The 13,265-nt window shown below is 73.3% G+C and carries 12 protein-coding genes; 5 read left to right on the plus strand and 7 right to left on the minus strand.

All coding sequences use genetic code 11. The features are described from left to right. Nucleotides 1-2 precede the first annotated feature (2 nt). The 3 genes from AB0399_RS02035 to AB0399_RS02045 all read right to left on the minus strand — a co-directional run bounded on the left by AB0399_RS02035 (nucleotide 3) and on the right by AB0399_RS02045 (nucleotide 2,671). Complete coding sequence (locus AB0399_RS02035; protein WP_103884889.1) at nucleotides 3-302, minus strand: DUF4193 domain-containing protein; 300 nt, start codon at nucleotides 300-302, stop codon at nucleotides 3-5. A gap of 447 nt (nucleotides 303-749) precedes the next feature. Continuing rightward, the gene (locus AB0399_RS02040; RefSeq protein WP_366409949.1) at nucleotides 750-2,012 is read right to left on the minus strand and encodes a HAMP domain-containing sensor histidine kinase; all 1,263 of its coding nucleotides are present in this window, start codon (nucleotides 2,010-2,012) and stop codon (nucleotides 750-752) included. Between the two features lie 5 nt (nucleotides 2,013-2,017). Continuing rightward, entirely contained in the window at nucleotides 2,018-2,671 is a 654-nt protein-coding gene (locus AB0399_RS02045; protein WP_328470351.1) for a response regulator transcription factor, read from the minus strand. A gap of 286 nt (nucleotides 2,672-2,957) precedes the next feature. Here AB0399_RS02045 and AB0399_RS02050 point away from each other — a divergent pair, with 286 nt between their 5' ends. After that, nucleotides 2,958-3,131: a hypothetical protein gene (locus AB0399_RS02050; protein WP_328470349.1), complete on the plus strand. Its 174-nt coding sequence runs from the start codon at nucleotides 2,958-2,960 to the stop codon at nucleotides 3,129-3,131. Between the two features lie 131 nt (nucleotides 3,132-3,262). On the opposite strand, the gene AB0399_RS02055 is transcribed toward AB0399_RS02050, so the two are convergent. Both AB0399_RS02055 and AB0399_RS02060 read right to left on the minus strand, forming a co-directional pair. Continuing rightward, nucleotides 3,263-4,129, minus strand: coding sequence for an inositol monophosphatase family protein (locus AB0399_RS02055; protein WP_366409950.1), 867 nt, complete (start codon nucleotides 4,127-4,129; stop codon nucleotides 3,263-3,265). Between the two features lie 14 nt (nucleotides 4,130-4,143). Beyond that, nucleotides 4,144-5,313, minus strand: coding sequence for a ferrochelatase (locus AB0399_RS02060; RefSeq protein ID WP_366409951.1), 1,170 nt, complete (start codon nucleotides 5,311-5,313; stop codon nucleotides 4,144-4,146). 158 nt (nucleotides 5,314-5,471) lie between these two features. On the opposite strand from AB0399_RS02060, the gene AB0399_RS02065 reads away from it, so the two are divergent. The 3 genes from AB0399_RS02065 to sepH all read left to right on the plus strand — a co-directional run bounded on the left by AB0399_RS02065 (nucleotide 5,472) and on the right by sepH (nucleotide 9,591). Further along, nucleotides 5,472-6,749 (plus strand): MFS transporter, encoded by a 1,278-nt coding sequence (locus tag AB0399_RS02065; RefSeq protein WP_329363935.1) that lies wholly within the window; start codon nucleotides 5,472-5,474, stop codon nucleotides 6,747-6,749. Continuing rightward, nucleotides 6,676-8,028: a D-arabinono-1,4-lactone oxidase gene (locus AB0399_RS02070; protein WP_366409952.1), complete on the plus strand. Its 1,353-nt coding sequence runs from the start codon at nucleotides 6,676-6,678 to the stop codon at nucleotides 8,026-8,028. Before AB0399_RS02065 ends, AB0399_RS02070 begins: the two co-directional genes overlap by 74 nt. Before the next feature lie 516 nt (nucleotides 8,029-8,544). After that, the gene (gene sepH, locus AB0399_RS02075) at nucleotides 8,545-9,591 is read left to right on the plus strand and encodes a septation protein SepH (RefSeq protein ID WP_329363937.1); all 1,047 of its coding nucleotides are present in this window, start codon (nucleotides 8,545-8,547) and stop codon (nucleotides 9,589-9,591) included. Between the two features lie 123 nt (nucleotides 9,592-9,714). Here sepH and AB0399_RS02080 read toward each other — a convergent pair whose 3' ends face one another. Both AB0399_RS02080 and AB0399_RS02085 read right to left on the minus strand, forming a co-directional pair. Then, on the minus strand, nucleotides 9,715-10,542 hold the full coding sequence (locus AB0399_RS02080) for a sulfurtransferase (RefSeq protein ID WP_366409953.1): 828 nt from the start codon (nucleotides 10,540-10,542) through the stop codon (nucleotides 9,715-9,717). A 108-nt stretch (nucleotides 10,543-10,650) separates the two neighbouring features. Further along, nucleotides 10,651-11,856 carry an ROK family transcriptional regulator gene (locus AB0399_RS02085; protein ID WP_328470335.1) on the minus strand — a complete coding sequence of 402 codons (1,206 nt, stop codon included), beginning with the start codon at nucleotides 11,854-11,856 and terminating at the stop codon, nucleotides 10,651-10,653. Nucleotides 11,857-12,100: 244 nt separating this feature from the next. Here AB0399_RS02085 and AB0399_RS02090 point away from each other — a divergent pair, with 244 nt between their 5' ends. Further along, nucleotides 12,101-13,246 carry a Gfo/Idh/MocA family oxidoreductase gene (locus AB0399_RS02090; RefSeq protein ID WP_366410001.1) on the plus strand — a complete coding sequence of 382 codons (1,146 nt, stop codon included), beginning with the start codon at nucleotides 12,101-12,103 and terminating at the stop codon, nucleotides 13,244-13,246. Nucleotides 13,247-13,265 lie beyond the last annotated feature (19 nt).

A 13,265-nucleotide genomic window follows, 5' to 3' on the forward strand; every position in this document is an offset into this window, starting at 1 on the left:
GGTCAGGCCGCGCAGTCGCGGCAGATGGGGTTTCCGTTCTTCTCGGCAGCGAGCTGGCTCCTGTGGTGGACCAGGAAGCAGCTCATGCAGGTGAATTCGTCCGCCTGGCGGGGCAGCACACGGACCGACAGCTCCTCGTTGGAGAGGTCGGCGCCGGGCAGCTCCAGGGACTCGGCCTGGTCGAACTCGTCGACGTCGACCGCGGAGGTCGACTTCTCGTTCCGCCGTGCCTTCAGTTCCTCGATGCTGTCCTCATTGACGTCATCGTCGGTCTTGCGTGGGGTGTCGTAATCCGTAGCCATTTCGCTCTCCCCCTGTGGGTGTCTGTGGTGTCTCCAGCGCCGTAACGCGCGGGAGGCCGGACTTGTGCCCGACCCGAGGCGGAGATTTTGCCTCACATCAAGGCCCGTTACTCAATCGACACCCGAGGACGCCCCCGAAGAGGTGAGTGCAAGGGTGGCCGATCATGGTCCGTGGCGGTCCGAAAGTCATCCGCCATGGATGCCTCTCCGTGTACTTCCCGTGATCATGACCTGCGGAAACATGGAATTTACGGTCGTTTCTCCCCGATCCGCGATCACCGAGCGTACACACTGTGAGAGAGCCGTGTGCAATCGATCACAGGTGTGCGCCGAGCGCACCAGAAGTGCCGATTACTCGCAAAGCGAACAGCGCCCCGGTCGGCGCGGCGAGTCGGGCTCGGCCGGGCGTGACGCGGTTCACAGCCTGTCACAGGAGTTCACCGGGTCTCACATCGGGATCGCGACCCGCATGACCAGGCCGCCTCCCTCGCGCGGCTCGGCGGTGATCACCCCGCCGTGCGCTCTGGCGACCGAGCGGGCGATGGACAGTCCGAGCCCGACGCCCTTGTCGCTGCCGGTGCGCTCGGTGCGCAGCCGGCGGAAGGGTTCGAACATGTTGTCCACCTCGTAAGCGGGAACGACCGGTCCGGTGTTCGCCACCACCAGGAGTGCCTGGCCGTGCTCCGCGCTGGTGGTCACATCGACCCAGCCGTCCGCCGGCACGTTGTAGCGCACGGCGTTCTGCACCAGGTTCAGCGCGATCCTCTCCAGCAGCACTCCGTTGCCCTGGACGACCGCGGGGGCCAGCGACTCGCGCAGGGCCACGCCCTTCGCCTCCGCCTCCCCACGGGTCTGCTCCAGGGCTCTGGAGGCCGCCTCGGCGAGGTCGACGGCCTTGCGGTCCACGATCTCGTTCTCGCTGCGGGCGAGCAGCAGCAGGCCCTCCACGAGCTGCTCGCTGCGCTCGTTGGTGGACAGCAGGGTCTTGCCGAGCTGCTGGAGGTCCGGCGAGGCGTCCGGGTCGGCGAGCTGCACCTCCAGCAGGGTGCGGTTGATCGCCAGCGGGGTGCGCAGTTCGTGCGAGGCGTTCGCGACGAAGCGGCGCTGGGCGGTGAAGGACCGCTCCAGCCGCTCCAGCATCTCGTCGAAGGTGTCGGCCAGCTCCTTCAGCTCGTCGTCCGGGCCGTCCAGCTCGATCCGCCGGGTCAGGTCCGAACCGGCCACCCCGCGGGCGGCGCGGGTGATCCGGCCCAGCGGCGCCAGCACCCGCCCGGCCATCACGTAGCCGAAGGCGAAGGCGACCACCGCCAGGCCGATGAGGGCCAGCAGCGAGCGCTTGAGCAGCGTGTTGAGCGCGATGTCCCGCTGGTGCTGCATGCAGGAGCTGACCATCTGGTGGAGCTGTTCGCTGGTGGTGCTCTGGTCGACCGTGATGCAGCTGCCCGGGGTCACGTTGATCGTGGCGATCTGGAAGGGCAGCTGGGAGCCCTTGCTGATGGCCTGGGCGGCCAGCAGGTAGATGATCCACAGCAGCACGACGCCGGCGATCAGGAACATCCCGCCGTAGAGCACGGTGAGGCGTATCCGGATCGTGGGCCGCAGCCAGGGCGGCGGGGACTCGGCGGGCGGCGGGTCCCAGGCCGGGCGCGGAGGGGTGGACGGCCGGGCCGGCGGCGGGCTCGCGGGGGTCTGGGAGGACAGGTGGGCCATGGCGGTCAGATCCGGTAGCCGGAGCCGGGCACCGTGACGATCACCGGCGGCTCGCCGAGCTTGCGGCGCAGCGTCATCACGGTGACCCGCACCACGTTGGTGAACGGGTCGGTGTTCTCGTCCCACGCCTTCTCCAGCAGCTGCTCGGCGGAGACCACCGAGCCCTCGCTGCGCATCAGGACCTCCAGGACGGCGAACTCCTTGGGCGCCAGGTGGACCTCCTTGCCGTCGCGGAACGCCTCCCGGCGGTTGGGGTCCAACCGGATGCCGGAGCGCTCCAGCACCGGCGGCAGGGCGGCCGTCGTACGGCGTCCGAGCGCGCGCACCCGTGCGGTCAGCTCGGTGAAGGCGAAGGGCTTGGGCAGGTAGTCGTCGGCGCCCAGCTCCAGGCCCTCGACCCGGTCGCTGACGTCGCCCGCCGCGGTGAGCATGAGCACCCGCATGGGCAGGCCGAGGCTGACCACCTGGCGGCACACCTCGTCGCCGTGCACCACCGGCAGGTCGCGGTCGAGCACCACCACGTCGTAGTCGTTGACGCCGATGCGCTCCAGGGCGGCACCGCCGTCGTAGACCACGTCGACGGCCATGGCTTCGCGGCGCAGGCCGGTGGCAACCGCATCGGCGAGCAGTTGCTCGTCCTCGACGACCAGTACGCGCAAGGCGCTGTTCCTTCCGTGAGCTGTGGGAATCCACCTCCATCCTGCACCGGACCCCCGTAAATCGGCGGTAAGGGGAGCGCCCGTGGTCCGAGGGGCGGTACGCCGAGGACCGGAGAACGGGACGTCGGGGACCGCCGGAATTTCCTTCGGGTCGGTGAGGTTTCCGACTCGGGCGGGGTGGGGAGGACGGCTTTACACCCACCCACCACGCCTTGTCCCGCGCTTCCCGCGCGAGGACAGCGGGCTTGACACTCGCGTGTCAACGGAGACGACGAGGGGGCGCACAATGGACGCGTTCACGAATGGAATCCTCCAGCGCATACACAGCACGGAGTCCGATCTGCGCCGGGCCCGCGAAACCGGGGACGACTTCCTCGCCGATGTCGAAGAGGGCGAACTGGACGATCTGCGCCGCCTCGCCGCGGAGCACGGGGTGGACGTACGGCCCAAGGTCGCCTGAACCTCCGGCCCCCAAAGCCGCACGCCCCGGCCACCACGAAGGTGCCGGGGCGTTCGCATGCCGCGAGGAGGCCGGCCGGCGGCCCGCTGCGGGCCCGCCGGCCGGGTCGGTGGTGCCGGAGTGGTGCCGGTTCAGTCGTGCCAGGCGCCCAGCTCGTCCAGGCGGCGCTGGAGCGGTTCGAAGAGGCCGGGCGGCGCGGCCAGGGTGAGCTCGCCGGAGGGCGCCTCGCCCGGGCGGCCGCCGGTGAGGGCGCCGGCCTCGCGGGCGAAGAGGTCCCCGGCGGCGAGGTCCCACGGGTTCAGGCCGCGCTCGTAGTACGCGTCGAGCCGGCCGCAGCCGACGTCGGCCAGGTCGATCGCCGCCGAGCCGCCGCGCCGGATGTCGCGGACCTGCGGCAGCAGCCCCTTGATCACCTCGGCCATCGCGACCCGGCGCTCGCGCAGGTAGCTGAAACCGGTGGCGACGAGCGCGTGCTCGAAGTCCGGGGCGGGGCGGCAGCGCGCCCGCACGCCCTCGACGTAGGCGCCGCCGCCGAGCACCGCCTGGTAGGTCTCGCGGCGCATCGGGGCCGCCACGACGCCGACCACCGTCTCGCCGTCCCGTTCCGCGGCGATGCTCACCGACCAGGAGGGCAGGCCGTAGAGGTAGTTCACGGTGCCGTCCAGCGGGTCGATCACCCAGCGCACTCCGCTGGTGCCCTCGCTGCTCGCGCCCTCCTCGCCGAGGAAGCCGTCCTCGGGGCGCAGCCGCCCGATGTAGGCGGTGATCAGCTTCTCGGCGGCGATGTCCATCTCGGTCACGACGTCGATCGGGCTGGACTTGGTGGCGGCCACGCCCAGGTCGGCGGGGCGGCCGTCGCGCAGCAGGGCGCCGGCCCTGCGGGCGGCCTCCAGGGCGATGCCCAGGAGTTCGGCGTCCTCGCCGGTGGCGACGGGGCCGGCCGGGCCGTTGGCGGGCGGCTGGTTCGGGCCGGCCGGGCCGTTGGCGGGTGTGCTCATCTGTTCCGGTCTCCTCAGTCGGTTCCTGCGGCGGCGGGCCGCGACGGCTGCCGGCCGGCGGCCGGGCAGCAGCCCGCGGGGCACACGTCATGGCTCGGGCCCAGCGCGCCGAGCGCGCAGCGGGCCGGGGCCAGACCGCGCTCGGTCGCGGCGCGCTCCAGCACCAGGTCGCGCACGGCGGCGGCGAACCGCGGATCGGCGCCCACCGTGGCGGCGCGGGCGACCGGCAGTCCGAGTTCCGCGGCCTTGGCCGCCGCCTCGGTGTCGAGGTCGTACTTGACCTCCATGTGGTCGGAGACGAAGCCGATGGGCACCATGACCACCGCGGGGGCGCCGTCGGCGTGCTCGCGCTCCAGGTGGTCGCAGATGTCCGGCTCCAGCCAGGGGATGTGCGGGGCGCCGCTGCGGGACTGGTAGACGAGCTGCCACGGGCGGTCCACGCCGGTGGCCGCGCGGACCCGCTCGGCCACCTGCCGGGCGGTGTCGAGGTGCTGGGCGACGTACGCGCCGCCGTCGCCGTGGCCCTCGACGGGGCCGGAGGTGTCGGCCGCGGCGGTCGGGATGGAGTGCGTGGTGAAGGCCAGGCGGGCGCCGCCGCGCACCTCCTCGGGCAGTTCGGCGAGCGCGGCGAGCGTGTGGTCGGTCATCGGTCCGACGAAGCCGGGGTGGTTGAAGTAGTGCCGCAGCTTGTCGACCCGCAGCGCGGGGCGGCCCTCCTCGGCGAGCGCCGCGAGCGAGGCGGCCAGGTTCTCCCGGTACTGGCGGCAGCCGGAGTAGGAGGCGTAGGCGCTGGTGGCCAGCACCAGCACCCGGCGGTGCCCGGCGTCGGCGATCTCGCGCAGCGCGTCCGTCAGGTAGGGGGCCCAGTTCCGGTTGCCCCAGTACACCGGCAGTTCCAGGCCGTGGTCGGCGAACTCCTTGCGGAGCGCGTCCAGCAGCTCGCGGTTCTGCGCGTTGATCGGGCTGACCCCGCCGAACAGGAAGTAGTGCTTGCCGACCTCCTTCAGCCGCTCGCGCGGGATGCCACGACCCCGGGTGACGTTCTCCAGGAACGGCACCACGTCGTCCGGTCCCTCCGGTCCGCCGAAGGAGAGCAGCAGCAGGGCGTCGTACGGGCCGGCGTCCGGCGGCTCCGGTCGGGCGGGTCGGTCCGGCGCGGCGAGCGGGTCACGCTGATCAGGCATGCTCCGATCCTGCCACTTCGGTCCGACGTCCCCGGCGCCCGGCTCCGGCGGAAAACGACTTGCCCCGATCCGTAAGCTGTACTCGCCAGCCATGTTCCTTACGCGGGACCCCGATCCGTCCTGCCCGTGCCGACGGCGACGACGCCGGGGAGCTCCACGTGACCAGCCCTTACCGAGCGATCTACCGGACCCCGGGAGCGGTGGCGTTCAGCCTGGCCGGACTGGTCGGCCGGATGCCCTTGTCGATGCTGGGCATCGGCATAGTGACGATGGTCTCCCAGGTGACCGGGCGGTACGGCCTGGCGGGCGCGCTGTCGGCGACGCTGGCGCTGTCCGGCGCGGTGAGCGGCCCGCGCATCTCCCGCATGGTGGACCGGTACGGACAGCGGCGGGTGCTGCGCCCGGTCTGCGCGGTGAGCGTGGTCTCGGTGGCCGGGCTGCTGGCGTGCGTCCGGGCCGGGGCGCCGGACTGGGCGTACTTCGTGTGCGTGCTGGGCGCCGGGACCACCCCGAGCACCGGCGCCATGGTGCGGGCCCGCTGGTCGGAGATCCTGCGCGGCACCCCGGAGAAGCTGCACACCGCCTACTCGGTCGAGGCGGTGGTGGACGAGATCGTCTTCATCGTCGGCCCCATCCTGTCGGTGGGGCTGAGCACCGGCTGGTTCGCCGAGGCCGGGCCGCTGCTGGCGGCGGTGTTCCTGGCCGTCGGGGTGCTGGCGCTGACCGCGCTGCGGGGCACCGAGCCGGTTCCGCACGCGGACGCGCACCAGTCCGGCGGGTCGGTGCTGGCCGCGCCGGGGCTGGCGGTGCTGGTCGGGGTCTTCGTCGGCACCGGCGCGATGTTCGGCGCGGTGGAGGTGGTCACGGTCGCGTTCGCCGACGAGCGCGGCCACAAGGCGCTGGCCAGTGTGGTGCTGGCGACGTACGCGCTCGGTTCGTGCGTCGCCGGGCTGGTGTTCGGGCTGAGCCGGCCGCGCGGGACGATCGCCGGGCGGTTCCGGCTGGGCATCGCGCTGATGGCGGTGAGTATGATCCCGCCACTACTGGTCGGGAACCTGTGGTTCCTGGCCTTGGCGCTGTTCTTCTCCGGCCTGACCATCGCCCCCACGATGGTGAACGCCATGGGCCTGGTCGAACAGCTGGTACCCCGGGGGCGGTTGACCGAGGGCATCACGTGGACCAGCACGGGTCTCGCGGTCGGCGTCGCCGCCGGTGCCGCGCTCGCCGGTCGGGTGATCGACGCGCACGGTGCCTCGGCCGCCTTCTGGGTGTGCACCTTCGCCGCGGTCTTCGCGGCGGCGGTGGCGTTCCTCGGCTATCGCCGGCTGCGGCCGGCACCGGATCGGGAGGAGCAGGACCACGATGAGCCGGACCGGAGCAGCACCCACGGCCACGAGCAGCACGACGGCACCCGCGAAGGCGAGGGAGTGGCGTAACTGGGCGGGCAACGTCTCGGCGCGGCCCGGGCGGGTCGCCGCGCCCGCGTCCGTGGACGAACTGGCCGCGGCGATACGGAAGGCCGCCGCGGACGGGCTGCGGGTGAAGGCGGTCGGCTCCGGCCACTCCTTCACCGCGGCGGCGGCCACCGACGGGCTGCTGGTGCGGCCCGAGGGGCTCACCGCGATCAGGTCGATCGACGCGGCGGCCGGCACCGTCACCGTGGAGGCCGGGGTCCAACTGCGGCAGCTCAACGCGGCGCTGGCCGCGGCGGGCCTGTCGCTGCGGAACATGGGCGACATCATGGAGCAGACGGTGGCCGGCGCCACCAGCACCGGCACGCACGGCACCGGTCGCGACTCCGCCTCGATCGCCGCGCAGATCGTCGCGCTCGACCTGGTGACCGCCGACGGGTCGGTGCTGACCTGCTCGGCCGAGCAGAACCCCGAGGTGTTCGCCGCCGCCCGGCTCGGGCTGGGCGCGCTCGGCGTGGTCAGCACCCTCACCTTCGCGGTGGAGCCGATGTTCCTGCTCACCGCGCGGGAGGAGCCGATGACCTTCGACCGGGTGACCGCGGACTTCGACCGGCTCGTCGCGGAGAACGAGCACTTCGAGTTCTACTGGTTCCCGCACACCGAGGGCTGCAACACCAAGCGCAACAACCGCAGTACGGGCCCGGCCGCGCCGGTGCCCGCGGTGCGCGGCTGGATCGACGACGAGCTGCTCTCCAACGGCGTCTTCCAGGCCGCGTGCGCGCTCGGCAGGGTGGCGCCGTCGGCGATCCCGGGGATCGCGAAGCTCTCCAGCCGCGCGCTGTCCGCCCGGACGTACACCGACATCGCGTACAAGGTCTTCACCAGCCCGCGCCGGGTGCGGTTCGTGGAAATGGAGTACGCGGTGCCGCGGGAGGCGGCGGTGCAGGTGCTGCGGGAGTTGAAGGCCACCGTGGAGCGGTCCGACCTGCGGATCAGCTTCCCGGTGGAGGTGCGGGTGGCGCCGGCCGACGACATCGCGCTGTCCACGGCGTCCGGCCGGGACAGCGCCTACGTGGCGGTGCACATGTACCGGGGCAGCCGCTACCAGGAGTACTTCACCGCGGTCGAGCGGATCATGACGGCGGCGGAGGGGCGGCCGCACTGGGGCAAGATGCACACCCGCGACGCGGAGTACCTGCGGGCGGCGTACCCCCGCTTCGAGGAGTTCACCGCGCTGCGCGACCGGCTCGACCCCGAGCGGCTGTTCGGGAACGACTACCTGCGGCGGGTGCTGGGTTCGTAGCCGGGCGCGAGGTTGCCGACCGGGGAAGGCCGTCGGGCGGGCGCGAGTTCGCCGCCGGATGCCAGGTCGCCGGCCGTTGGCGGGGCCGGTGGCCGGGCGCCGGGTCGGCGGCCAGGTGACGGCGACTTCGTGGACTACGTCCCCTTTTGGGTGATGCGTGGAACCCCCGGATGTGAGCCGGGTCACCCAACTCCCGCCCCCTGCACGACATTCGACGGCGCGGCAGCCGCCCCGCGGTGGCCCGAATGGAGTACCGTGACGAATCCTGGCTTCCGGTGCCCGGCCGGTCGCCAAGGAACCCGTGGAGGGGAGTCGGGGGGCGCTCGTCCCGGGGTGCCGCAGTTGGTCACGCTGGGTGGCCAAACGACTACCGTCCCATAACGGCGTGTCACCATCTTGTCCCGACACGCCGGGTAACTCCGCAAGGTTGTGGCACGCTGCACCCGGGCAGGCCACACTCGTTCAACGGGAGCAGCGACGCACGTGACGTCGGCAGGCACCACCCGGGAGGTAACCGTGCCCGAACTGCGGGTCGTGGCCGTCAGCAACGACGGCACCCGACTGGTGCTCAAAGCTGCCGACAGCACGGAGTACACCCTCCCGATCGACGAGCGGCTGCGCGCCGCCGTGCGCAACGACCGGGCCCGGCTCGGCCAGATCGAGATCGAGGTCGAGAGCCATCTGCGGCCCCGGGACATCCAGGCGCGGATACGTGCCGGTGCCTCGGCCGAGGAGGTCGCCCAGCTCGGCGGCATCCCGGTGGAGCGGGTCCGGCGGTTCGAGGGGCCGGTGCTGGCCGAGCGGGCCTTCATGGCCGAGCGGGCCAGGAAGACCCCGGTCCGCCGCCAGGGCGAGACCACCGGGCCGCAGTTGGGCGAGGCGGTCGCCGAACGCCTGCTGCTGCGCGGCGCGGAGAAGGACACCGTGCTGTGGGACTCCTGGCGCCGCGACGACGGCACCTGGGAGGTGCTGCTGGTCTACCGGGTGGCCGGTGAGCCGCACTCGGCGAGCTGGACCTACGACCCGCCGCGCCGCCTGGTGCAGGCGGTCGACGACGAGGCCCGCGCGCTGATCGGCGAGACCACGCAGACCCAGGGCCAGGAGCCGAGCTTCCCGTTCGTGCCCCGGATCGCCCGGCTGCCCAGGGACCGGCCGCTGGACCGCCCCGGCACGGAACGCCCGGAGCGGCCCGACCGCCAGGACCGGGAGGCGCGCGCCGAGGAGCAGCCGGAGGAGCGCGACTCGCTCACCAGCCTGCTGGAAGCGGTGCCGAGCTTCCGTGGCGACATGGTCGTGCCCGCTCCGCCGGCCCCGCCGGACGCCGCTCCGGCGGCGGAGGTGCCGCAGGAGGAGCCGGAGGAGGCCGCACCCGCGGCCAGCGCCGGTGCGGGCTCCGCCTACGCCGACGTGCTGATGCCGCGCGCGGTGGCCGGCCACCGCGACCGCCTGAAGGGCACCACCGACCGCCAGGCCGAGGCGGACGGCGTCCGCCCGGGACGGCGTGCCACGGTGCCCAGTTGGGACGAGATCGTCTTCGGCAGCCGCCGCAAGAAGCAGGAGTAGCGACTGCGCGCGGACAGGAGTAGCCCGACCTCGTCAGGGGAATCGGGACACTGACCGGGAGCCGACGGCCGTAAGGGGCAGCCACTTGGGTGGCTGCCCCTTACGCGTGTCTCCGGCGGCGGGTCAGCCCGGCTGCTCGCCCGTCGCCACCGGCCGGGACGGGTCGGCGCCCCACTCGCTCCAGGAGCCCACGTACAGCGCCGCGGGAACGCCCGCGGCGGCCAGCGCGAGGATCTGGTGGGCGGCGGACACGCCGGACCCGCAGTAGACGCCCACCTCGGCGTCGGGCGTCGCGCCCAGGGCGGCGAAGCGGGCGGCGAGTTCGGCGGGCGTGCGGAAGAGGCCGTCGGCGGTGACGTTCTCCGTCGTGGGCGCGCTCACCGCGCCCGGGATGTGGCCGGCGACCGGGTCGATCGGCTCGGTCTCACCGCGGTAGCGCTCCCCCGCGCGGGCGTCCAGCAGCAGCCCGCGGCGGGCCAGTTCGGCGGCGCCGGCCGCGTCGAGCACCGGCAGCGCGCCGGGGTGCGGCACGAAGTCCCCGTCGCCCGGCGCCGGTTCCTCGGTGCTCAGCGGCAGCCCCGCGGCCTTCCACGCCGCCAGCCCGCCGTCCAGCACCCTGACCCGCTCGTGGCCCGCCCAGCGCAGCAGCCACCAGGCCCGGGCCGGGCCCCAGCCGTTCCAGTCGTCGTAGAGCACCACGTCGGTGTCCGCGCCGACCCCCGCCGCGCGCATCGCCGCGCCGAACACCTCGGTGTCGGGCAGCGGGTGGCGCCCGCCCGGCCCGGGCGGGCCGGCCAGCGCGGTGTCCAGGTCGACGTACCGGGCACCGGGGATGTGGCCGGCGGCGTACTCGCCGTGCCCGGGCGGGCCGCCCATCTTGTAGCGGACGTCGAGCACGGCGGTCGAGGCGGGCGCCGCGGCCAGTTCGGCCGCGGTGATGATGGGTTCCATGGCACCCATTGTGGGTGGTCACCCACGGTCGCGTCAGCGCGGCCGGCCGACCGCGGCGCACGGCCGACCGCAGCGCCTGGCCGCGAGCGCGGGCGCGTGGCCGGGCCGCTACGCGGGCTCCTCCTGCGGTGCGCCCGGTGCGGCGGACAGCAGTTGGGGCGCGTCGGCCAGGACCAGGCCCGCGGCGCCGCGGACCTCCGCGCCGTCGCCCAGTCCCCCGGTGACGATCTCGACGCTCTCCACCGCCGACGGCAGCGTGTGCCGCCGCACCCCGGACCGCATCGGTTCGAGGATGTCCTCGCCCGCGCCCGCCAGGTCCCCGCCGACCACGATCAGGCGGGGGTTGAGGAGGGTGACCAGCGTGGACAGCGCGCGGCCGACCGCGTCCCCGGCGTCGCGCACCGCGCGCAGCGCACCGGTGTTGCGCTGCTCGATCAGCGCGGGCAGATCGCGGGGGACGACGTGCTGGCCCCAGCTGTCGGAGAGGAGGCGGGCGATGGCGACGGGGCTGGCGACGGTCTCCAGGCAGCCGCGGTTGCCGCAGCGGCAGATCAGGCCGTCCGCGGTGAGCGGCAGGTGCCCGATCTCCCCGGCCAGGCCCCGCGCGCCGAGCAGCAGCTTCCCGTTGCTGACGATGCCCGCGCCGATCCCCGCGGACAGCCGGACGTAGACCATGTCGCTCGCGTGCCGCCCCGCGCCGTACATCCGCTCCGCCAGCGCGCCCGCGTTCGCGTCGTTGGTCACCCGCACCGGCAACGACGTCCGCCGCCGCAACTCGTCCGTCAGCCGCATCCCCACCCACCCGGGCATGATGCCCTCCGCCCCCAGCGCCCCACTGCCCTTCTCCACCGGCGACGCGATCCCCGCACCGATCCCCAGCACCCGCTCCCGGCCCACCCCGGTCTCCTGCAACGCCCGCCCGACCAGCACCGCCACCAGGTCCAGCGTCTCCTCAGGAGCCCGGTCCACCTCCTTGGCCACCCAGTGCTCCCACAACACCGCCCCGAACAGGTCGCACAGGATCACCCGGACATGCTGGTGCCCGATGTCCGCACCGATCGCGTACCCCGCGGTCGGCACCAACGACAACGACTGCGCGGGGCGCCCGGTACGCCGCGGCTCCGGCTCCTCCGGGCCCTCGTCCTCCGTCACCAGGCCCACCGCGATCAGATCCGCGATCAACGACGAAACCGTGGCCCTGGACAACCCGGTGACCCGCACCAGTTCCGGACGACTGCTGCGCACGGAGGTGTGCAGGGCCTCCAGGACCCGTAGCCTTCCTACCTCGCGCAGGTTGACTGGAGTTTCGATCATGACCCCCAGGGGTGTGGACGAGCGGTCCACCGCACCGTGCCTTCTTGGGGTTCCTCCCGTCAAGAGCCTTGACTTATGACAAAGTTCAGGCAGAAACTCGCAAACTGTTCCATCCGGCGCGCTGAGTTTCAGTCGATGCCGGAAGAACGACGATGGAGACGGGCCGCCAGGAGGAACCACCTTGACGTCAACACCCCCGCCGCCCACGGACGCGGCGGCACCCGCGCCCGGCTTGCGCGTAGGCATGGTCGGGCACGCCTTCATGGGCGCGGCCCACTCGCACGCCTGGCGCACCGCGGGCCGCTTCTTCGACCTGCCGCGCCGGGTCGAGATGGCGGCCGTCTGCGGGCGCGACGCCGAGTCCGTCCGCGCGTCCGCCGAGCGGTACGGCTGGGAGTCCTACGAGACCGACTGGCGCGCGCTCGTGGCGCGTCCGGACATCGATGTCGTGGACATCTGCACGCCCGGCGACAGCCACGCCGAGATCGCGCTGGCGGCGCTCGCCGCGGGCAAGCACGTGCTGTGCGAGAAGCCGCTGGCCAACTCGGTCGAGGAGGCCGAGGAGATGGCCGTCGCGGCGGAGGAGGCCCGGGCGGCCGGGGTGCGCTCCATGGTCGCCTTCAACTACCGCCGGGTGCCCGCGCTGGCGCTGGCCCGGCAAATCGTCGCGGACGGCCGGCTTGGCCGTATCCACCAGGTGCGGGCGCAGTACCTCCAGGACTGGCTGGTGGACCCGGAGTTCCCGCTCGCCTGGCGGCTGCGCAAGGACCGGGCCGGGTCGGGCGCGCTCGGCGACCTGGGCGCGCACAGCATCGACGCGGCGCAGTACCTGACCGGGCAGCGGATCTCCTCGGTGGGCGCGCTGCTGGAGACGTTCGTGGCCGAGCGGCCGCTGCCGGCCAGCTCCAGCGGCTTGTCCGGCACCGCCTCCAGCGAGCGCGGCGCGGTGACCGTGGACGACGCGGCGGTGTTCACCGCCCGGTTCGAGGGCGGCGCGATCGGCGTGTTCGAGGCGACCCGGTTCGCCACCGGGCACAAGAACGCGATGCGGATCGAGATCAGCGGCTCGCTGGGCAGCCTCGCCTTCGACGCCGAGTCGATGAACGAACTGGCCTTCCACGACCGCACCGAGGACGCCGCCACCGCGGGCTTCCGCAAGCTGCTGGTGACCGAGCCGACCCACCCGTACATGGCCGCCTGGTGGCCGCCGGGCCATCTGATCGGCTACGAGCACTCCTTCACCCACCAGGTGCGGGACTTCGTCACGGCGGTGGCCGAGGGGACCGACCCGCGGCCGTCGTTCGCCGACGGGCTCCAGGTGCAGCGGGTGCTGGCGGCCGTGGAGTCCAGCGCCGCGGCACTGGGCGTGCACATCCCGGTCGCGTCCTGACCCGCGCCGCCCCCGCCCC

Origin of the sequence: Streptomyces sp. NPDC088194, assembly GCF_040702025.1 — a bacterium.
Taxonomy (GTDB): Bacteria; Actinomycetota; Actinomycetes; order Streptomycetales; family Streptomycetaceae; genus Actinacidiphila.